Annotated in this window: 13 protein-coding genes; 8 read left to right on the top strand and 5 right to left on the bottom strand. The window is 73.2% G+C overall.

The window, feature by feature from the left end:
* Nucleotides 1–41 precede the first annotated feature (41 nt).
* A complete protein-coding gene (locus CWOE_RS07175) occupies nucleotides 42–2873 on the top strand; it encodes a helix-turn-helix transcriptional regulator (protein WP_012932913.1) in 2832 nt (943 codons plus the stop codon).
* Between the two features lie 3 nt (nucleotides 2874–2876).
* Here the strand turns inward: CWOE_RS07175 and CWOE_RS07170 are convergent, their stop codons facing one another.
* Entirely contained in the window at nucleotides 2877–3275 is a 399-nt protein-coding gene (locus CWOE_RS07170) for a RidA family protein (RefSeq protein ID WP_012932912.1), read from the bottom strand.
* 126 nt (nucleotides 3276–3401) lie between these two features.
* On the opposite strand from CWOE_RS07170, the gene CWOE_RS07165 reads away from it, so the two are divergent.
* On the top strand, nucleotides 3402–6929 hold the full coding sequence (locus CWOE_RS07165) for a hypothetical protein (RefSeq protein WP_012932911.1): 3528 nt from the start codon (nucleotides 3402–3404) through the stop codon (nucleotides 6927–6929).
* Between the two features lie 21 nt (nucleotides 6930–6950).
* On the opposite strand, the gene CWOE_RS07160 is transcribed toward CWOE_RS07165, so the two are convergent.
* Nucleotides 6951–7781 carry a hypothetical protein gene (locus tag CWOE_RS07160; RefSeq protein ID WP_012932910.1) on the bottom strand — a complete coding sequence of 277 codons (831 nt, stop codon included), beginning with the start codon at nucleotides 7779–7781 and terminating at the stop codon, nucleotides 6951–6953.
* Between the two features lie 149 nt (nucleotides 7782–7930).
* On the opposite strand from CWOE_RS07160, the gene CWOE_RS07155 reads away from it, so the two are divergent.
* Both CWOE_RS07155 and CWOE_RS07150 read left to right on the top strand, forming a co-directional pair.
* The gene (locus tag CWOE_RS07155) at nucleotides 7931–9379 is read left to right on the top strand and encodes a PD40 domain-containing protein (RefSeq protein ID WP_012932909.1); all 1449 of its coding nucleotides are present in this window, start codon (nucleotides 7931–7933) and stop codon (nucleotides 9377–9379) included.
* A 92-nt stretch (nucleotides 9380–9471) separates the two neighbouring features.
* Complete coding sequence (locus CWOE_RS07150; protein WP_012932908.1) at nucleotides 9472–12270, top strand: helix-turn-helix transcriptional regulator; 2799 nt, start codon at nucleotides 9472–9474, stop codon at nucleotides 12268–12270.
* A 94-nt stretch (nucleotides 12271–12364) separates the two neighbouring features.
* On the opposite strand, the gene CWOE_RS07145 is transcribed toward CWOE_RS07150, so the two are convergent.
* Together CWOE_RS07145 and CWOE_RS07140 are read right to left on the bottom strand one after the other, a co-directional pair.
* Nucleotides 12365–14749, bottom strand: coding sequence for a fibronectin type III domain-containing protein (locus CWOE_RS07145; RefSeq protein ID WP_012932907.1), 2385 nt, complete (start codon nucleotides 14747–14749; stop codon nucleotides 12365–12367).
* 460 nt (nucleotides 14750–15209) lie between these two features.
* Nucleotides 15210–15479 carry a hypothetical protein gene (locus CWOE_RS07140; protein ID WP_148260923.1) on the bottom strand — a complete coding sequence of 90 codons (270 nt, stop codon included), beginning with the start codon at nucleotides 15477–15479 and terminating at the stop codon, nucleotides 15210–15212.
* Between the two features lie 500 nt (nucleotides 15480–15979).
* Between CWOE_RS07140 and CWOE_RS07135 the strand changes: the two genes are divergently transcribed.
* The 4 genes from CWOE_RS07135 (at nucleotide 15980) to CWOE_RS07120 (ending at nucleotide 19866) form a co-directional block, all read left to right on the top strand.
* Nucleotides 15980–17110 carry a hypothetical protein gene (locus tag CWOE_RS07135; RefSeq protein ID WP_012932905.1) on the top strand — a complete coding sequence of 377 codons (1131 nt, stop codon included), beginning with the start codon at nucleotides 15980–15982 and terminating at the stop codon, nucleotides 17108–17110.
* A gap of 165 nt (nucleotides 17111–17275) precedes the next feature.
* Nucleotides 17276–17626: a hypothetical protein gene (locus tag CWOE_RS07130; protein WP_148260922.1), complete on the top strand. Its 351-nt coding sequence runs from the start codon at nucleotides 17276–17278 to the stop codon at nucleotides 17624–17626.
* A 7-nt stretch (nucleotides 17627–17633) separates the two neighbouring features.
* Entirely contained in the window at nucleotides 17634–18287 is a 654-nt protein-coding gene (locus CWOE_RS07125; RefSeq protein ID WP_012932903.1) for a hypothetical protein, read from the top strand.
* 46 nt (nucleotides 18288–18333) lie between these two features.
* The gene (locus CWOE_RS07120) at nucleotides 18334–19866 is read left to right on the top strand and encodes a long-chain-fatty-acid--CoA ligase (protein ID WP_012932902.1); all 1533 of its coding nucleotides are present in this window, start codon (nucleotides 18334–18336) and stop codon (nucleotides 19864–19866) included.
* On the opposite strand, the gene CWOE_RS07115 is transcribed toward CWOE_RS07120, so the two are convergent.
* The gene (locus CWOE_RS07115) at nucleotides 19849–20520 is read right to left on the bottom strand and encodes a TetR/AcrR family transcriptional regulator (protein ID WP_012932901.1); all 672 of its coding nucleotides are present in this window, start codon (nucleotides 20518–20520) and stop codon (nucleotides 19849–19851) included. The two genes, CWOE_RS07120 and CWOE_RS07115, sit on opposite strands and share 18 nt — an antisense overlap.
* Nucleotides 20521–20641 lie beyond the last annotated feature (121 nt).

Raw genomic sequence — 20641 nt, 5'->3', positions numbered from 1 at the left:
CCTGAGAATGCCGCTGCGCCGCTTATCGTTCGATCGCACCGATGGACGCTGAATCGCTGCTGGAGCGCGAACACGAGCTGGAGACGCTGGCGGGAGCGCTCGACGCGGCGCTCACCGGCGCCGGGTCGCTGCTGCTCGTCGAGGCGCCGGCGGGCATCGGCAAGTCGGCGCTGCTGCGTGCCGCGCGGCGGCTCGCGCGCGACCGCGGGATCGCGCAGCTGGTCGCGCGCGGGACGCCGCTGGAGCGCGCGCTGCCGTTCGGCGTCGCTGGGCGGCTGCTGGAGCGGAGCGGCGAGCGCGCCCCGCGCGAACCGCTGGCCGTCCCCGACGACGACGGGCTCGGGCTGATCCGCACGTTCGCCGAGGCGATCGTCGACCTCGCCTGGCCGGCGCCCGCCTCCGCCGCAGCGCGGCCGCTGCTGGTCGTCGTCGACGACGCGCAATGGGCGGACGCGCCGTCGCTGCGGGTGCTCGTGCACCTCGCGGCACGGCTGGACGACCTCCCGGTCGCGCTCGTCGCCGGCGTGCGCACGGGCGAGCCGGACGCGCCGTCCGAGCTGCTGGAGGCGCTGCGCGGCGCCGGCGCGGCGCGCACGCTGCGCCCCGCGCCACTCGGCGACGCCGCGATCGCACAGCTCGTCACGCGGACGCTCGGCGAGCACGCGAGCCCCGAGCTGGTGCGCGCCTGCGCGAACGCGAGTGGCGGCAACCCCTTCTACCTCCGCGAGCTGCTCGCCGCCGTCGGCAGCGAGGCCCCGCGGACGCCGACGGCGGATCAGCTCGAACAGCTCGTGCCCGACTCGGTCCTGCGCTCGGTGCTCGTCCGGCTCGCCCGCCTCGGTCAGGCCGCGTCGCGGCTCGCCTCCGCCGCCGCCGTGCTCGGCGACGGCGCGACGCTCGACGCCGCCGCGACGCTCGCCGAGCTGGAGCCGCTGGCGGCGGAGCAGGCCGCCGACGTGCTCGCCGACGCGGGCGTGCTCGACGCCGGCGAGCCGCTGCGCTTCAGCCATCCGCTGATCGCCTCGGCGCTGCTCGCGGACATGGGCTCGTTCGCCCGCGCCCGCGCGCATCGCCGCGCGGCCGAGCTCGTCGCCGACGCGGGCCCCGAGCGCGTCGCGATGCACCTGCTGCACGCGCGGCCGCAGCGCGACCCGGCCGTCGTGACGCCGCTGCGCCGCGCGGCCGCGCTGGCGCGCGAGCGCGGCGCTCCTGCCGAGAGCGTCCGCCTGCTCGAACGCGCGCTCGCCGAGCCGCCGCCCGCCGAGCAGCGCCCGGCGCTGCTGCTGGAGCTCGCCGACGCCGGCATCCGCAGCGGCGCGGCCGACGCCCCGGAGCGGATCGAGGAGGCGCTGGAGCTGATCGACGAGCCGCACGCGCGCGGTGCGGCGCAGCTCGCGCTCTCGCGCCAGCTCCACCACGTCGGCGAGTTCGCGCGCGCGGCCGCGCTGGCGGGCGACGCGCGCGCCGCGCTCCCGCCCGGGGACCCGCTCCAGCCGCGGCTGCTGGCGGCGCACGTCGCCTCCGCGTTCCTCGACCCCGGCCTGCACGTGCAGTCGAAGGCGATGATGGAGCCGCTGCTCGCCGCCGCTCGCCGCGGCGACCTGCCGCACGACCCCGGCCTGCTCGCGCTGCTCGCGATGCGGATGGCGGAGGCGGGCGAGCCGGTCGCGACCGTGCGCACGCTGGCGGACGCGGCGCTCGCCGGCGGCCCGCTGCTCGACCACGACTCGCACGGGACCTCGCTCGGGTTCCTCGCCGCGGCGCTGCTGTGGAGCGACGAGCTGGAGCTGGCGGAGCGGTGGCTCGCGCAGGCGGTCGCCGCTGCGCGCCGCCACGCGGCGGTCCTGCCGCAGTTCGTCGCCTGCTACTTCCGCGCGTGCGTCCACCTGCAGCGCGGACGGCTGGCGGAGGCCGTCGCCGACGCCGAGCACGCGCTGGAGATCCACCGCTACGGCTGGGCCAGCTCCTCGGCCGCGGCGACCGTGCTCGCGCGGGCGCAGCTGGAGCGTGGCGACCTCGACGCCGCGCGGGAGGCGATCGCCGTCGCCGAGACGGGCGACGAACGGCGGCCCGAGCACGTGCTGCTGCTCGAAGCGCGGGCGCGCGTGCGGCTCGCCGCCGGCGACCACGCGGGCGCGCTCGCCGACGCGCTCGCCGCCGGCCGCCACACGGAGAGGTACGGCGCGGCCCCGAGCGCTCGCGCGCACGAGTGGCGGCCGATCGGGGCGCGCGCCGCGCACGCGCTCGGCGACACGCGCGCCGCACGCGAGCTGGTCGACGAGGCGCTCGCGCTGACGCGCGACGACGACGCCGCGCGGATCCGCGGCGACGTCCTGCGCGCCGCGGGGGTCGTGACCGGCGGCGAGGAGGGACTGGCGCTGCTGGCCGAGGCCGTCACGCTGCTGGAGCGCTCACCGGCGCTGCTCTCGCGCGCCCACGCGCTCGCCGAGCACGGTGCCGCGCTGCGCCGCGCAGGCCAGCGGCGCGCCGCGCGCGAGCCGCTCCAGCGCGCGCTGGAGCTGGCCGACGACGCCGGCGCCGAGCCGCTCGTCGCGCGCGTCCGCGACGAGCTGCGCGCTCTCGGCCTGCGCCCGCGGCGCGCCGCGCGCAGCGGCGCCGCGTCGCTGACGCCGGCCGAGCGCCGGATCGCCGAGCTGGCCGCCGACGGCCTCAGCACCCCGCAGATCGCGCACCATCTGACGATCACGAAGAAGACCGTCGAGACGCACCTCTCGCACATCTTCGGAAAGCTCGACGTGCGCTCCCGCACCGAGCTGCCGGCGGCGCTCACGGCCGGCGAGCAGGCCGCGGCGGACGTGGACGCGCGGGGAGACGCCGACGCGCGGCCGGACGCGGCGCCCGCCGCGCCCTGACGCTCAGGCGCCGGGCAGCACGGCGACGCTCTGGATCTCGACGAGCATGCCGGGGTCGGCGAGCGACGCGACGCCGATCAGCGCGCTCGTCGGCAGCTGCCCGGCGAGCAGCTCGGCCCGCAGCGCGGTCAGCTCGCGGCCGTAGCGCCAGTCGGTGATGAACGTCGTCGTCGCGACGAGGTGCTGGAGGCCGGCACCGACGGTCGCCAGCGCGCGTTCGATGTTCGCGTACGTCTGCCGCACCTGCGGCGCCAGCTCTGGCGAGACGATTCTGCCGGTCGCGTCCCAGCCGCCCTGGCCGGAGACGTAGACGGTCGCGCCGGCGACGACCACCTGCGCGTAGCCCCATTCGCGCGAGTCGGGGGCGTCGGGGAGGTCGACGACGCGGCGGATCTCGGTCATGGCGGCGACGCTAGCAACCGCCTGCGGAGGTGCCCAGCGACGCCGCCAAAGATCAGGGAGCGGCGCCGGAATGCTCAGGGAGCGATCACGGGCGCGCGTCGCGCGAGGGCCGTGCACGATGCTGCCGTGACCTCGACCGCCCGCCGTTGCGCGCTGCCGCTGAGCGCCGCGCTGCTCGCCCTCCTCTCGCTCCTCTCCGTCCTCGCCCCCGCCGCCTCCGCGACGCCCCAGCGCGGCGGCCGCCCGGCGATCCTGTCGCCCCGGGAGGGTGCGCGCGTGACGAGTTCGGCGTTCGTCGTGCGCGTGCGCGTCGGCAGTGCGAGCGGCTTCACCGCGCTGCTGAACGGACGCGACGTCAGCCGCCGTTTCGGCCGCACGGCCGGCGGGGTGCGCAGCGCCCGCTTCGTCCGCGGCCGTGACTTCCGCGCCGGTGAGCAGCACCTGCTCGTCGCCGTCGGCAGACGCGGAAGACGGGCGCGGCGCACCGCGTCGACCGCGTTCCGCGCGCTGCGCCGCGACGACCGCGGCCTCGCGATCGGACGCTCGGGCCGGATCGCCGACCGCGCGGCGCTGCACGTCCGCGTCGTCGACGGCCGCCGCCGCGCGCCGCACGCGACGCGCGTCTGGCTCAACGGCCGCCGCGTCGAGACGCGCCTGGGACTGACCGGGGACCGGCGCGGGCTCGAAGGCCCGCTCGGCGGCGATGACGGCCTCCGCTACGGCCGCAACCGCGTCGTCGCGGAGGTCGAGCGGCACGACGGGACGCTGGCGCAGCGCACGCGCGTCTTCGCCGTCTCGCGGCGCGCGCCGCTCGTCGCCGCCGGCGCGGGCCGCCGCACGAGCGCCGGCCGCAGCGTCGTGCTCGACGGCTCGCGCACGCGCCCGCGGAGAGCGGGCGAGCGCGTCGCTTTCCGCTGGCGGATCACCGCCAAGCCGCGCGGCTCGCGCGCGCGGCTGCGCGATCCGGGCGCGCGCCGTCCGCGGCTGCGGACCGACCGGCCGGGTCGCTACCGCGTCGAGCTGGTGGCGCGCGCGGCCGGCAGCGGACGGGCGCGTGCCGCGGACACGGCTGCTGCCGCCGCTGCGACGGCGAGCGACGAGGTCGAGGTCGTCGCGACGCCGACCGTCTCGCCGATGGGGATCCCGATCCAGACGATGACGAGCGACGGCGGGATCCAGATCGGCGGCGCGCACTACGGCAAGAGCGGCAACTGGGTGCAGATGCTCGTGCTCGACCCCGCGACGGCGCAGCCGTGGTCGGGGCCGTGGGGCGCCGGCGTCCAGTCGTTCGCCGCCGACCAGGGCGGCGCGCTCGTCGCCGCGCTCCAGCAGACGACGGCGAGCGAGCTGGTGATCCTCTCCGGCCAGGGCAACCAGGTCGGGAACGGCCTCGACGGCAACGCCGCGACGCAGGCGTTCGCGCTGCTCGGCGGCACGCTCAGCAGAAGCGGCGCGACGCCGAACGGCGTCGGCGACCTGTGGAACGGCCAGTGGACGCTGATCGGCCACGTCGGCCTCGCCGCCGGCCACGCGCAGCAGAACTACGGCGTCACGCCGCCCGGCATGCCGGCATTCCTCGACGGCTCCCCCGGGCTGCCGGGGACGCTGACCGGCTACCTGCAGACGGTCGTGAACGACGCGTACCAGTTCGTCTCGCCCGAGCAGGTCCGGCTCGACACCGCCGCGGACGGCTCGTCGGACACGCAGAACGTGATCCAGGTCGGCTCGACCTCCTACCGCTCGGACCCGATCGCGCAGGGCGCACTCGGCTTCCACCTGCTGGTGCTGAGACCGGGCGGGCTGCAGGGCTACGCCGAGAACACGCTCGTCGTCAACAACGCGGACGGCTCGACGAACGAGGACGGCGTGCGCACACTGGCCGCATACCTGCGCAACTGGAACGGCGACCCGCAGTCGCAGCTGCTGATCCTGCAGTCGTTCGGCACGCCGAGATACTGGGGCACGTCGCCGAGCTCGACCGCGTGGCTGAAGGACATGCTGCCGGACTACAGCGGCAACCTCGACTGGTTCGGCGGGACGATCCCGCAGGACCGCGCGTCGCTCGCCGGCATCTGGAACGGCACCGGGCCGACGGTCGCGGGCCAGGTCGGGCTGCTCGCCGGCCGCGCCGGGCACGACCTCGTCGCGAACTACGGCCGCGACTACGGGCACATGGGCGGGATCTCGCTCGTCGCGCCGACGCACGCGTACGACCCCGGCGCCGCGGTCGTTCAGGGGCAGACCGATCCGATCCCGTCGCAGGCGCGCGTGATCGGGACGCTGACGCGCAACGCGCAGTCGCAGTGGACGCTGCGCTCGCCGACCGCCGACCCCGACCTCGACTCCAGCTCGATGTGGCAGCTCGCGTTCCAGCAGCCGACGGCCTGGCCGCTGGCGAGCACGCCGGGCCAGCGCGCGGCGAACGCCTGGATCGCCGGCGCGCTGTTCCCGGGCGCGCAGCTCGGCGACGTCCGCACGGCGTACGTCAGCCAGGGCGACGTCGACTGGGCGAGCACCGCCGATCAGCTCGCGCGGCTCAGCTTCCCCGGCGCGGGCTACGGCTTCTCGCAGCAGGACTTCACCGCGCTGCAGGGTCAGCTGGAGACGGAGCTGCTCGACGTCGCGAACGTGCGCACGGCGGTCGCGAACTGGAAGCAGGTGTTCATGAACAGCGCGTTCACCGGCTACGTCGACCTGCAGTCGATCGCCGACGGGATCGTCGACCAGGTGCTGCAGGCCAACAGCCAGCGCGGCACGCAGACCTCGCTCGACTCGCTCTCGATCATCTCCACCGCGCTCTACGTCGGGCAGGCGATGGTCGACTTCAGTGGCGGCCCCGCGGCCGAGTTCGCGGCCGCGCCGATGGGCGCGATCGCCGGCTCGCTCGGACTCGCCGACGCGCTCACCAAGCACGACGACGGCAGCTCGCAGCCGAACACGCAGCAGATCTGGGACGAGGCGTACAGACTCGGCCAGGACCTCGTCGACCGCCACGAGGCGATGGCGAGCACGCTCGACCACCTCGGCGACCTGTTCGTCGGCGACTGGGGCAAGCTGCAGCAGGCGGCGCAGGCCGCCAACGGCAGCTGGGCGATGAGCAGCGCGACGCAGAACGCGATCCAGCAGGCGTTCTCGGTGACCGCGAAGCGCGCCTTCTACACGGCGCTGATGCCGCTCGCCTACAACCAGTGGGCGATCTCGCCGCGCTACACGAGCATCAACCAGCAGGGCGTGCCGTCGCCGCCGCGGACGTACCAGTGCTACCACGCGAACGACACCAACTACGACGGCTTCGAGAACCCCTACGTGAGCGATCCGGCCGGCAACCTGCAGACGGTCGGTTTCCGCGTCGGCGGCGATCCCGACCCGGCGGTGCGGCTGACGTCGCCGTGGATCGGCCTCGTCCTGCGCGCGCAGCAGGACGACACGAAGCTGCAGAAGACCTACGAGGGCAGCGGCTACGGCTCCACGGTCAACATGGCCCGCGACGGCGCGCCGCCGCCCGCGGCGACGATCAACCCGCTGTTCCAGCAGGTGACGGCGACCGACCTCCCGTCGGACCCGGTCAGCCTCGGGATGGATCCGGAGCGGTTCCTCGGCAGCGGCCGCTGGACCGTCCGCAAGCTGCAGTGCGGCGGCAACTACAACCCCTGAGGACGCGCGTCTGCCCGCGCGTCAGGCGACCCGCTTGATCTCGACGGTGACATCGGTGACCGCGCACTCGCTGTAGCCGGCACCGCCCGCGGGCTTGGAGCACCGCTGGGTCTCTCGTCCGCCCGCGAAGCTGCGCTCGACGGAGCCGTGGAGCGTGATCTTCTGGCCGCGGGCGAGCCTGCGGATCCGGCGCACCTTGGGGCCGACGATGCTGACCTCGCGCGCGTTCTCGCTGCGCATGCCGGGCCCTTCGGTCAGCTGGGTCGGAGGACAGGAGGGGAATCTCGCCACGACGCTCGTGTCGACGCGCAGGGCGTCGACGAGCGCCGCCGGCCCGTTGCGCTCGCGGCTCTTGCCCGCCTCGATCAGGGACACCGCCGCGCTTGCGATGCCGTTGCGTCTCCTGCAGTCGTGCAGCGGCGCGAGCGGCGGGCCCGGTTCGCTGCACTCGCCGTACTCGCTCAGCGGGCCGCACGGCGTGCACGCCGACGTCTGGGGTATCGCGTGGTCCTCCCAGTCGCTGGCGGTGCGCTGCGCGACGCCGGCGTATCTGCCGAGCTTGGACATCAGCAGCTGCGGCGCCATCCCGGGAAACGCCAGCAGCATGTAGCGCGCCGGCTTGGTCGTGCGGATGCCGAGCGTCGCGGTCCCCGACCCCTTCACCCAGGCCTTGCACTCGTCTGGGTAGTTGTCGGTCTGGTACCGCCAGTCGACGACGTGGATGCCCGTCACGTCGACGGTGTAGGTCGGCGTGCTCGCCGCATGGGCGCTCGGCGCGGTCAGCGCCGCGAGCGCGATCGCGCTCGCCGCGAGGGCGAGCCGCTCGCTGATCCGTCTGCTGTTCGAAGTCATGCGACGAGCCTGCCGCGGGCAGCAGCCCTCCACATCGGGGAGCCTCCCTGGGAATGGCCCTGGAGTGGGCACCCCGACCCCAAGTTCAGGGCAGACCCTGGGGTGGGCTCCCGTCGCGAGATCGATAGGGCGGGACGAGCATCGGCGCCATGCTCAACACACCACTCCCACGGCGCTTCGGCGCCGCCCTCGCCGTCGCCGGCAGCACGCTGCTGCTGGCCGCCGGAGGGGCCTCCGCCGATTCGATCGCCTACGTCAAGGGCGGCGACGTCTGGCTCTCGACCCCGGACGGCGCTCGCCAGTACCAGGTCACGTTCGACGGCGGGTACTCGACCGTCTCGCAGGCCGACAGCGGTCGCATCGCGGCGCTGCACGGCGACAGGATCCGCACGTTCGAGCCTGACGGCAAGATCGTCAACGCCGACGGCACGACGAGATACGACGTCCTCACACCGCACTCGTACACGATGCCGGGCACGCAGTTCCGCGGCCCGTTCGACCCTGCGATCTCCCCAGACGGCATGAAGATCGCGTACACCTGGTACTACACCCAGTTCGGCGAGACGCCGAACTGCAATCCGTCGACCGGCTGCCAGACGGTCTACGGCCGCCAGGGCACCAACTACATCTCGCCCGACGGCAGAAGCCCGTTCGACAAGCCCGGCTACAACGAGCAGACCGGCTGGGTCGGCCCGTCGTGGAACGGCGACGGCGAGACGCTGCTGTCGGATCCGATCCAGGTCGGCAACCCGGACGCCGTCGTCCACACGCCGGGCGACGCCGCCGGCGGGCTCCCCGGTGCGCTGTCACGCTGGTTCTTCGACCCGTCGGCGCCCGGCGGGCTCAACGACGGCGAGATGACGCGCGACAAGACGAAGCTCGTCTTCGTCACCGGCGAGCAACGCGAGACGCTGTTCCTCTACCGCGCGATGGGCGGCTATCCGCAGGTGCCACAGAACTGCTATCGGCTCGAAGACGGCAACGGCCGCGTCAGCTCGCCGTCGTGGTCACCCGACGGGAAGACGCTGGCGTTCGCCGACGCGGGCGGCGTCAACGTGCTGCCGCTGCCGGACTTCGCGAACGACTGCGGTACGCCGACGGCCGAACACACCAAGCGGCTGCTGATCCCGGGCGCGAGCAACCCCGACTGGGGGCCGGCTGACGTGCCGCCCGCGCGGCCGGCCACGCCGGACAGACCGAACCCACCGCAGAGACCGAACCCGCCGAGAAGACCGAGCCCGCCGAGAACGCCGACCGGCCCGGTCGCTCCCGGAAGACCGGTGACCCCGGCGCCGGACACCGCCGGCCCGCCGCGCGGCGCCGCGATCACGCTGCGCAAGCGCGTCACGCTCGGTGCGGCACTGAAGAACGGGCTGACGGTGCAGCTGTCGGGCCTGAAGCCCGGCGTCGTCAGAGCGTCGGCGATCACGGGCGCGAAGGTCGTCGCGTCGGGGCGCGCGAAGGTCGGCAGATCCGGCCGCGCGAGCGTCAAGCTCGTCTTCACCGCGAAGGCGCGCCGGCAGCTGCGCGACCGCCGCTCGGTCAAGCTCCGGCTGAGCGCCGGCAAGGCGCACGGCAGCGTCACGTTGAAGCGGTGAGCGAGGCGGCGGGGATCCGGGGCCGTGTCGCCCGGATCCCCGCCGGATTTCGGCACCTGCTGGCGCGACGCGCGGCTCTAGACTGCCGTGCCGTGTCAGAGACCTCCCTGCTCGACCGCGACCGCGAGACGGCGACGCTGCACCGCGCGCTCGAGGCGGCCGTCGCCGGGCGCGGAGGCGTCGTGCTGCTGGAGGGGCCGGCGGGGATCGGCAAGACCGCGCTGATCGACGCGGTCGGGCCGCTCGCGCGCGAGCACGACGCGCTCGTGCTCGGCGCGCGCGCGTCGGAGCTCGACCGCGGCTTCGCGTTCGGCGTCGTGCTGCAGCTGCTGGAGCAGACGCTCGACAGCCTTAGCGCCGACGCGCGCGAGCAGCTGTTCGCGGGCGCCGCCGGCCGCGCGATCGCCGTCTTCGAGCACGCGGCGAGCGGCGACGCGGATCCGGAGTACGGCGTCCTCAGCGGCCTCGCATGGCTCGTCGCGAATCTCGCCGAGGAGCGCCCGCTGGTGCTGCGCGTCGACGACCTGCACTGGGCCGACGTCGCCTCGGTCCGCTTCCTCGAGTTCCTCGGCCGCCGCGTCGACGAGCTGCCGGTTCTGGTCGTCGGCAGCATGCGGCCGAACGAGCCGGACGCGCCGGCCGCCGTGCTGACGGAGCTGGCGGCCGGGCCGGCGGCGCAGACGCTGCTGCCCGGAGCGCTCGGCGAGCACGCGATCGGCGCGATCCTCGGACGCGAGCTCGGCGGCGAGCCCGCGCCCGCGTTCGTCACCGCGGCGCGCGTCGCGACCGGCGGCAACCCGCTGCTCGTCACCGTGCTCGGGCGCGAGTCGGCCGCGAGCGGCCTGCGCGGCCTGGAGGCCGAGGCGCAGCAGCTGACGGAGATCGGCAGCCGCGGCGTCGCGCGGATCGTCGAGCGGCGGCTGCGGACGCTCGGACCTGACGCGGTCACGGTCGCCCGCGCGACTGCGGTCGCTGGCGAGCGCGCGCCGGTCGACGACGTCGTGGCGCTGTCCGGGCTCGCCCCGGACGCCGCCCACCGCGCGGTCGACGCGCTCGTCGCGGCGGCGATGCTCGCGCCAGGCGGGCGCGCGTTCGTCCACCCGCTCGTGCGCTCCGCTGTCGTCGCCTCCACCCCGCGCGGCGAGCTGATGCGGCTGCATCGCGACTGCGCGACGCGGCTGCGCGAGCGCGGCGCGCGCCAGACCGAGGTCGCCTCGCACTGGCTCGCGGCACAGCCGTCCGGCAGCGCCGACGCAGTCGCCGACCTCTACGCCGCCGCCCGCATCGCCGCGGCGGAGGGCGCGACCGAGACCGCCGTCGAGCTGCTCGCACGGGCGCTGGAGGAGCCGCCGCCGGCCGCCGACCGTCCGCGCGTCCTGGCCGAGCTCGGCGAGTTGGAGCTGCGCGCGCAGCGGCCACACGGCGCGGAGCGGCTGCACGAGGCGCTCGCGGCGGGACTCGACGGCGAGGACGCGGTGCGGGCGCGCGCGGCGCTCGCGTTCGTGCTCGTCCACAACGACCCGCAGGCCGCCTTCACGCTCGCCGAGCAGGCGCGGGCGCAGACCGCCGACCCCGCGCTGCGGCTGCGGTTGGAGGCGTTCGTGGCGGAGGCGCTGATCTTCGTCGACGCGTTCGCGGGCCAGCGCGACGCGTGGCTGGAGGCCGCCGCAGCCGCTGTCGACCCCTCGCCGGTGATGCTCGCGCACGTGGCGGTGCAGGCGTCGATGGCGGGCGCCCCGCCGCGGCAGACGCTGGAGCTGGCGCGCCGCGCGACTGCAGGCGGCGCGCTCGTCGACGACGTCGGCCAGGGCGGCTCGACCTGGAACCTGCTGACGCACGCGCTGCGCTTCGCCGAGGACGCCGAGGCGTGCGGCCGCCTGCTGACCGACGGCGAGAACGAGATCCGCCGGCGCGGCCTGCAGATCGCCAGCCTGTTCGTCAACCAGTCGTGGGGCTACTGGCACCGCGACTTCGGCTCGGTCGCGACCGGCGCCGCGCGCTCGCGGCTCGGGCTCGACGCGGTGCGTGCGCTCGACCTCGACGTGACGACCCCGGCGCTGGCCGCGATCACCGCCGAGAACCTGCTGCTGCTCGACCGCGCGCAGGAAGCCGCGGAGATCGTCGACGGCCCGCTCGGTGCCGCGGAGGGGACGTTCGTCGAGCCGTTCGTGCGCTCCGCTCGCGGCCTCGTGCGCGCCCACCTGCGGCGCGGCGTGGACGCCGAGGAGGACTTCCGCCACGTGATCGCCGCGGGCGACGCGCGCGGCTGGCGCGCGCCGTTCGCCACGCGCGGCCGGCTGCGGCTGGCGGAGCTGCTGGCGATGCGCGGCGAACGCGACGAGGCGCTGGAGCTGGCCGACCACGACGTCGCCGTCGCACGCGCGGCGGGGACCCCCGGCGCGCTCGGCGCGGCGCTGCGGGTGCGGGCGCGGGCGCTCGGCGGCGACGCGATCGAGCAGCTGCAGGAGGCGGTCGAGACGCTGGCCGGCAGCCCGCTGCGGATGGAGCGCGCGTGGGCGCTGCACGACCTCGGCGCGCTCCTGCGCCGGAGCGGGAAGCGCAGCGACGCGCGCGCGGCGCTGAGACCGGCGCTCGACCTCGCCACGCGCGCCGAGTCGACGCTGCTGAGCCGGCTCGTGCGAGCTGAGCTGGAGGCGGCCGGCGGCCGCCCGCGACGCGAGCTGTTGAGCGGCGCCGAGGCGCTCACGCCGAGCGAGCGGCGCACCGCCGAGCTGGCCGCGGAGGGGCTCTCGAACCGTGAGATCGCCGAGGCCCTGTGGGTCACGCGCAAGACGGTCGAGCACCACCTCGGCCACGCCTACGGCAAGCTCGGGATCAACTCCCGGTCCGGCCTCGCCGACGCGCTCGGACTGACGGCCGCGGCCGGCTGAGCGCCCCGGCGCGAGGAGCCTTCAACCCCCTCCAGAACGACACCCTGCCGCGGAGGGCCGCCGGAAGTCGAGTTCCGGCGGCCCTCCGCTCTCGTCACCAGCCGGCGGGGCTGCTGCCTGCGGCGACTCTGTGGCCCCACAGGAACGTTTGCTGCCACCCTCTCGTCGTCGTCCAGCTCCAGTCGGTGATCGAGTTGGCCCGATCCGCGTTGACGTAGTAGACGTGCGGGGTCTCGTCGGTCATCACCGCGCTCGGACTCGTGCCTGCCGCGACTCTCTCGCCGTGGAGGAATGCCTGCTGCCAGCCGGCCGTGCCGGCCCACACCCACGCGGTCGTCTCGCGGTTGTTGTTCTCGTCGTCGACGAAGAAGACGAGCGGATCGCCGGCGGTGCTCACGATCGCGCTCGGACTGCTTCTGGCCGCGACTCTGTGGCCCCACAGGGGATGCTGAACCCAGCCGTTCGCGTCCCACGTCCAGTCGGAGATCGTGTGGTTGTTTCTCGCGTTGACGTGAAAGACGTGCACCGTGCCCTTCGAGAGGACGGCGCTCGGACTCGTACCGGCCGCAACCGGATCCTGGTAGAGCCGCGAGTGGTGCCAGCCGCTGGCCGCCGTCCAGCGCCACGCCGCCATGGTGCTCCCCGCGGCGCTGACGTACAGGAGGTGCAGCGTGTCGCCGCTCACGACGGCCGACGGTCTGGTGCCTGTCGCCATCGCGTCGACATAGAGCCCCTGCTCCAGCCATCTGCCCCCGCTGAGTCTCCATTCCGTGAGCGTGTCGTTGAGCGTCGCGTCGGCGAAGAAGATGCGCACTTCCCCGTCCATCACCACCGCGGTCGGACTGGTCCCGGCCGTGACGGCGGGACCGCCGAGGAAGATCCGCTGCCAATCGGCGATCGGATCCTTCTTCCAGACCGTGATCGTGTTGCCGTTGTCAGCATCGACGAACGCGATGTACGGAGTGCCGTTGAGCGTCACCGCGGCCGGGCTCGTTCCGGCCGCCACGCGCGAGCCGAACAAGAAGCGCTGCTGCCAGCCCGCCGGCAGCGTCAACGACCAGTCGGTGATCGTGTCCTGCCCCCACTCGGCGTCGACGAACGCGACGTGCGGCTCCGCCAGGGTCTTGAACGTCTGGTCGGCGCCGTAGCTCGTCCCCATCACGTTGCTGGCGACGAGACGGTAGTGATAGGTCGTGCCTGGCCGCAGGCCGGTGAGGTTGGCGCTGGCGTTGATCGCGCTGCTCCCCGCGCCCGCACTCGTGTCAGGTGTCGAGGCCCCATACGCAGCGGTGTCGCCGTACTCGAAGCGGTACGTCGTCGTGAGCCCCAGCGGGTTCACCGTGCCGTTCAGCGTCGCCGTCGTCGTATTGACGCTCGACGCGCCGGTCGTCGCCACGGCAGGTGCCTGCGGCGTCGGCGCCGAGGGGAACAGGGCGCGGAAGGCGGGGCGCTCCGCGGAGCCGTACCCGTACTGATCGCCCAGCAACTGTGTGTCCCAACCGGGCTCGATATCGCAATGCTTGTGAGGGTCGGCGGCGGGCGCACCGAGCGTGTAGTAGTAGGCACGGGTCACGCGCGACGAGAGCCCCGCAAGCGATCCCTTCAATGCTCTCGCGCGGTCGTCTTGGTAGGCGGCGGCGGTGATGGCGTTGCCCGGGGTTCCCGCGAGGTTCTCAAAGCCCCAGTTCTCCCGGCAGAACTTCGCCCCGAGCTCGGTCAGCCAGACGTCGGCGGATCCGGTGTTGCTGTTGATCCATGACTCGACCACGCTGAAGTTCTTGTTGGCGATCGCCGAGTACGGGTGGATCGCCCACTTCGACGGCGTCGCTCTGTCTGTGCCGACGCTCAACTCGGCTGTGTAGTCCGCGACATATCTGTTGAAGAACGAGATGTGACCGGAGAGCGTGGGGTTGGGGTCCGAGAAGTCGCCGGCGATCGCGGCGCATCTCTGCCCGTTGACGGCGATCTGGCAGAGCGAGTTCAGTCTCTTCCAATACTGCGCCGCGAGAGGAGCCTGGTTCGCCGCGGAGGGGTTGAGTCTCACTCTTGTCGTGTCGTTCTCAGCGGGATGGTTCGGTTCGTTCCAGGCGGTGAACTCCGGGATCGCGCTGCCGTGGTCGATCATCCAATCGCGAAACGCTCTGATTCTCTGACCGTACGTCGTGGGGTCGGGCGGTGCGCTGTTGTTGTGGTTGAAGGAGATCAACACTTGACGACCGCGCGACTGCATTCTCTGCACCCATTGGTGGATGCTGGCCATCGTCGCCGGGCTGTCCGCCGAGTCGTACGCGACGATCGCCCGCGCATGCGGCAGCCCGAGCCCCTTCTCGTAGAACTCGCCCACCTCTGAGTAGGGCCCCAGCGCCTGGTAAGCGAACCCGTTGACGCTCACCGCCCCGGCCGCCGCGGCGAACGTCAAGACGGCGACCGCCGTCGCGATCGCAGCCGCGATGTACCGCGCCCCTGAAGTTGTGCGCAACTGTCCGTCTCCTGGTCTTCGGTGGTTGACCACCGTGGTTGTCCCAGCCGACCCGACGGTGCGGTCGACCCCCCGGTGTGGCGTTGCTAGTTGGCGCCGAGACGCTTCTATCAACGAGCGCGCGACCGTCGCGCAGACGTGGACGTTTCGCTCCAACTTCGCCGTCCTGACATTCGAGAAGCTGCGCGCGCGGCTCCAATAGCCAGAAAGCTCCACCGGAGCCTGCGGGGGCCGACGACAGCTACCTGTACGACTTCTCGTGCGATCGTGATCCGCAGTCGACAGATTTCTGCACCGCGGCGGGCATGAGCACCGACGGTGGGGTCGACACGCCGGTGGTCGCCCGCTGGCAGGGAGGCAGATGGGCCCTGCAGACACCCATCATTCCGAGAGACGCGGTCGACAGCCGCTTCCTTGGCATCACGTGCCCCTCGGAGACCGTCTGCGTCGCGGCCGGCTCCTACACGACGGCGACGGACGAGGTGAGCCTCGCCGAGCGCTGGAACGGCACCTCGTGGTCCGTCCAGAGAACAGTGAACCCGCCTGGAGCGACGACGACGACGCTGCACGACGTCAGCTGCTGGATCTCCAGCACGTGCACAGCGGTCGGGTACGCCGTCGTGGGATCGGTCAGATCCGCGATAGCCCAGCGCTGGGACGGATCGGCATGGACGCTGCAGTCGATACCGCTGCCGGCAGGCGCCCAGGCGAGCCAGTTCGATGCCGTCACCTGTCGCAGCAACACGTTCTGTGTCGCAGTCGGCAGCTACGTGGACAGATCGGGCAGAATGACCGGGTTGGGTGCCTTCTGGAACGGCACGAGCTGGTCGGCGCCCGCGATACCCAGCCCCGCCGGGTCGACCAGAGAGGTGCTGGTGGGCGTCTCGTGCCTAGACTCGGACACGTGCATAGCGGTCGGCACCAGTTTCGACCTCGGTGACGCGAGAACGCTGACCCTTCACGGCAGTGGAAGAGCATGGACGCTGGTGCCGAGCCCGAATCCCGCAGGCACCACGTACAGCGAGCTCCGGGGAGTGTCCTGTGTGAGACTCAGCCTCTGTTCCGCGGTCGGCCTCACCGTTGACGCCGGCGTCGTCCGCACGCTCGCCCCTGCGCTGGAACGGGTCCGAATGGGGAACCGGAACCGCATGGCAGCTCGACCCCACGCCCAGCCCGGGCGGGGCGAGATTCAGCAGCCTCGATGCGGTCGTGTGTGACGCTGCCAATTGCATGGCGACGGGCTACACCGACGTCGCCGGCGGCCCAGTCAGACCGCTCGCCGCACGGGACGACGACACGCCGAGCTGGGTTCAGCGGACGCTCCCGACGCCCGTCAGCAACGAGTCGTTGAGCGACATCACGTGCTTCGTCGTCAACGGCTGCTTCTCAGTCGGCAAGGGGGCGGACAACGCGCGGATGCTCCTCGGCGCAACCGGCACCTGGCTCTTCTATGACACGCCCGAGCCCGTGGGCACCGTGGCCTCACAGCTCCGCGGCGTCCATTGCATCTCCGGCAACTACTGGTGCACCGCGGTCGGCGTCTACAACGTGAGAGGCGGACCACAGCTTCCCTACGCCGTCACGGATTCGGACAGCGGTGCATGGGACCTGCGGAGCGTGCCGACTCCAGGTGGGGCCTCCGCCGGCCTCAACGACACCTTCTGCTTCCTGTCGCTCGCCTGCCTGGCGGTGGGGTACTACGTCGACGCGGGCGTGCTGAGAACGTTCGCGAGCGCCTGGAACGGCTCCACGTGGAGCACGCGCACGCCGCTGAACGCGCCCGGCTCGACCAACAACTCGCTCACCGGCGTGTCGTGCCCCACGTCGTCCCTCGACTGCATAGCGGCCGGGTACGCGAGCGTGAGCGGCGTCACGCAGCCGCTGATGCAGCGGTGGACCGGGTTCAGTTGGACGCTCCATACGACTCCTCTGCCGGCCGGTGCATCGAGCGGCCACCTGCTCGGCGTGTCGTGCACCGTTACCAACCCGATCACCTGCATGGGCGTCGGTTCAGCGGGAGGGCAAGCCTACGTCGTCCGGTGGGGCGGCTCCGGCACCACCTGGACCGCGGAGGCGGCGCCGCGGCCCGCGTTCGCGACGTCCAGCCAGTTCGAGGAGGTGTCGTGCACCTCGGCGACGGCCTGCACGGCGGTCGGCTGGTTCGAGCTTCCCAGCGGCGTGCGCGAGAGCTTCGCGGCAAGCTGGAACGGAACCGCCTGGACGACCCACGTTACGCCGAACCCGGGCACGAGAACCAACGTGCTGCTCGGCGTCTCCTGCGTGTCGTCGACAGTCTGCCGGACCGCGGGCTACGCCAGCAGCGGAGGCCAGACGTTCAACTTCGCGGCAACGCTCAACTAGATCGCGTGTGGGACCGGCGGGCGACCGCCGGTCCCACGCACGACACCGCGCGACTTGACGCACCGTCAACCAGCTCCTTACAATCCGCAAGCCAGTGCATTGGCAGGGGGCCCACTAGCCAAGCGCTGGATGGACAATTCACTGAACGTACAGGGGGAAGAGTCGATGACGGATGGATTGATCCGCCGCGCGGCGATGCTGCTCGCGGCGGCACTGACAGTCGTTGGCATCGCCTTCGCGGCTGGTTCGTCGACCGCCGGAGCGCAGCCGTTCTGTGCGGGCGCGAACGTCGGTCCCAACCAGCCATGCTTCGGCGGCGCGCGCGTGCTGTCGAACGTCGCCGGCAAGGGCAACACGCACGCGATATGCGTCGGCGCCAACTCGACCAGAGGCCAGTGCGTGCCGGCCAACACCTGGGCGAACTGGTACTCCGGCTCGACCGGGAACAAGGTGCCGTGGATCGAGTGGAACCCGCCTGGGAGCGGGTTGACGATCGTCTCCGGCGACACGACCTGATCACCCGGTGACGGTGCGGACGCCGCCTCGGCGCCACACCGCAGCGCACGCGAGCCGGCGCAGCTGCGCCGGCTCGCTCGCCGCGCTTGCGCTGCTGCTGGCCGCGTGCGGGTCCGGCTCGACGCCACCCGCGACGACGACGCCCGCGACGACGACGCCCGCCGGCGAATCCGGCGAGACCGGCAAACCGTCGACACGCACGCTCGCGCACGCCGACCGCTCCCAGACGCGCAGCTTCTCACTGCTGCGGATGCGGCCGGACGGGCTGCCGGCAGCGACGCGGCGGATACTCGGGACCGGCAGATTCGGCGTCAACTGGGCGCTCGCGAAGCGCATTCCGGTCGGCCTTCCGGGCGCGTACTGGCTCGTCCCGGGGGCCGGCTACCTCTGCATCGTGAGCCAGGTCCCGGGCATCCCCGGGGCGGGCACCGCGTGCAATGAGACGTGGCGGGCGCGGCGTGAGGGGCTCGCGACGATCTCGTTCGAGAGAGCGACCGGCGGCGAGCCGCAGACGCGCGTGCTGGTCGGCGTCACCCGCGACAGCGCGCACCACGTGCTCGCCCATACCGGTTCCTCGATCGTGACCGTCCCCGTCGTCGACGGGATCTTCGTCCTGCGAGACGCAGCCGCCGCGGCCCCGGATCGTCTGACGGTTCGCTAGCCGCTCCAACTTGACACCGTCTAGTTCAGTGTGGCAGTGTCAAGTCATGTTGGAGAATCTCGCAGCGACGATGCTCGCGTCCGCCGCGGAGCGGCCTGACGCGGCGGCCGTGCGGCACGGCGACCGGGTCATCAGCTACGCCGAGCTGGCGGCGCTCTCCGCCCGCTTCGCCGCGCGGCTCGTCGAGCGCGGCGTCCGGCCCGGCGACCGCGTCGGCCTGATGCTGCCGAACGTCCTCCAGTTCCCGGTCGCGTACCTCGGGATCCTGCGCGCCGGCGCGATCGTCGTCCCGATGAACCCGCTGCTGCGCGACGAGGTGCGCTACTACCTGTCGGACTCCGGCGCGCGCGTGCTGTGCGCGGCGCCTGCCGACGGGCCGGCCGGCGACGTCGGCGTGGCCGCCGCTGCGGCCGGCGCCGAGCTGCTGCTCGCCGACGACGCGATGCTGGAGGGCGACGCGCCCGGCGCAGACGTCACCGACGTCGAGCGGGCCGGCTCCGACACGGCCGTGATCCTCTACACGTCGGGCACGACCGGCAAGCCGAAGGGCGCCGAGCTGAGCCACGACAACCTCCGCCGCAACGCCGAGATCTGCGCCCGCAGCCTGTTGCGGCTGACGCCTGGCGACGTCGTCTTCGGCGCGCTCCCGCTGTTCCACTCGATCGGCCAGACCGCCGCGATGAACGCCGGCTTCGCGGCCGGCTCCGAGCTGACGCTGACGCCGCGCTTCGAGCCGGCCGCGGCGCTCGCGCTGATCGAGGCGCACGGCGCGACCGTCTTCATCGGCGTGCCGACGATGTACGTCGGCCTGCTCGCCGCCGCCGGCGAGCGACCTGCCGGCAGCGTCGCGTCGAGCCTGCGGCTGTGCGTCTCGGGCGGGGCGTCGCTTCCCGCGGAGGTGCTGCGCCGCTTCGAGCAGCGCTTCGAGGCGACGATCCTCGAGGGGTACGGCCTGTCGGAGACCTCGCCGGTCGCCTCGTTCAACCATCTCGAAGGGCTGCGCAAGCCGGGCTCGATCGGCACGCCGATCGAGGGCGTCTCGATCCGCCTGCTCGACGGCGACAGCGACCCGGTCGCGCAGGGCGACGTCGGCGAGATCGCGATCAAGGGCCACAACGTGATGAAGGGCTACTGGCAGCGCCCGCAGGAGACCGCGGCGGCGATGCGCGACGGCTGGTTCCTCTCCGGTGACCTCGCGCGCGTCGACGAGGACGGCTACTACTTCATCGTCGACCGCAAGAAGGACCTCATCATCCGCGGCGGGCTCAACGTCTACCCGCGCGAGGTCGAGGAGGTGCTCTACACGCACCCGGCGGTCGCAGAAGCGTGCGTGCGCGCGATCCCCGACGAGCGGCTCGGCGAGGAGATCGGCGCCGCGGTCGTGCTGCGCGACGGTCACGCCGCCGGCGAGCAGGAGCTGGCCGCGTACGTGAAGGCGCGCCTGGCGCCCTACAAGTACCCGCGCGTGATCTGGTTCGCCGACGCGCTGCCGAAGAACGCGACCGGCAAGATCCTGCGCCGCGAGGTGCAGCTGCCCGCGAGCGTCGCGCAGCAGCGAGCGTCAGCGTCTGCGGGCTGACGCGCGCCGTCTGGCCGGCGGTGGCGGCGGCGCGACGGCCTCGGCGGCGAGGCCGTGGTTGAGCGTCTCGGTCACCAGCCGGGCGACGGTCTGCACGCTGCCGATGTCGGGGAAGAACGTGTCGAGCGTCCCCTCGCGCCAGAGCGTGACGGCGCCGTGGACGGTCGACCAGCAGGTCAACGCGAGCGCTGTCTCCGAATGGTGCTGCCCCCAGCCCGTCGCGCCCGCGGCGACGACCTCGTCGAGCAGGACCGCGAACGCGCTCGCGCGCGCAGCGGCCAGCTCCTCGTCATCGCCGTCGAGCAGCTCCGGCCGGAACATCACGGAGAAGAGCGCGGGGTGCTGCCGCGCGAAGACCATGTAGCCGACGCCGAGCGTGGCGACGCGCTCGGCCGGCGTCGCATCGGCCGGGATCCGCCTGCGGGCGGCCAGCATCCGCCGCTCGAGCGTGCGGAAGCCCTTCGCGGCGAGCGCGGTGAAGAGCCCGTTGCGGTCGCCGAAGTGGTGGCCCGGCGCCTGGTGCGAGACGCCGACGCGGCGGGCGATCGCGCGCAGGCTGACGTCGCCGACGCCGACCTCGCCGACCTCCTGCTCGGCCGCGAGCAGGAGCGCGTCGCGCAGCGGCGCCTTCGGGTTCGCGGTCGACGCGGCCATCCCGGGATCGTAGTGCCTCGCACTTGACAGCGTCAATCCAGCCACGGTAGCTTGACAGCGTCAAGTCCGTGGGTCACGGAGGTCGTACTGCGCGACCCGCGGGCGAATCTCGAAAGGAGCG

The sequence above is a fragment of the Conexibacter woesei DSM 14684 genome (assembly GCF_000025265.1).
GTDB classification, from domain to species: Bacteria; Actinomycetota; Thermoleophilia; order Solirubrobacterales; family Solirubrobacteraceae; genus Conexibacter; species Conexibacter woesei.
Note: the sequence above shows the minus strand (reverse complement) of the source record. Positions and strands in the feature narration are given on the sequence as shown.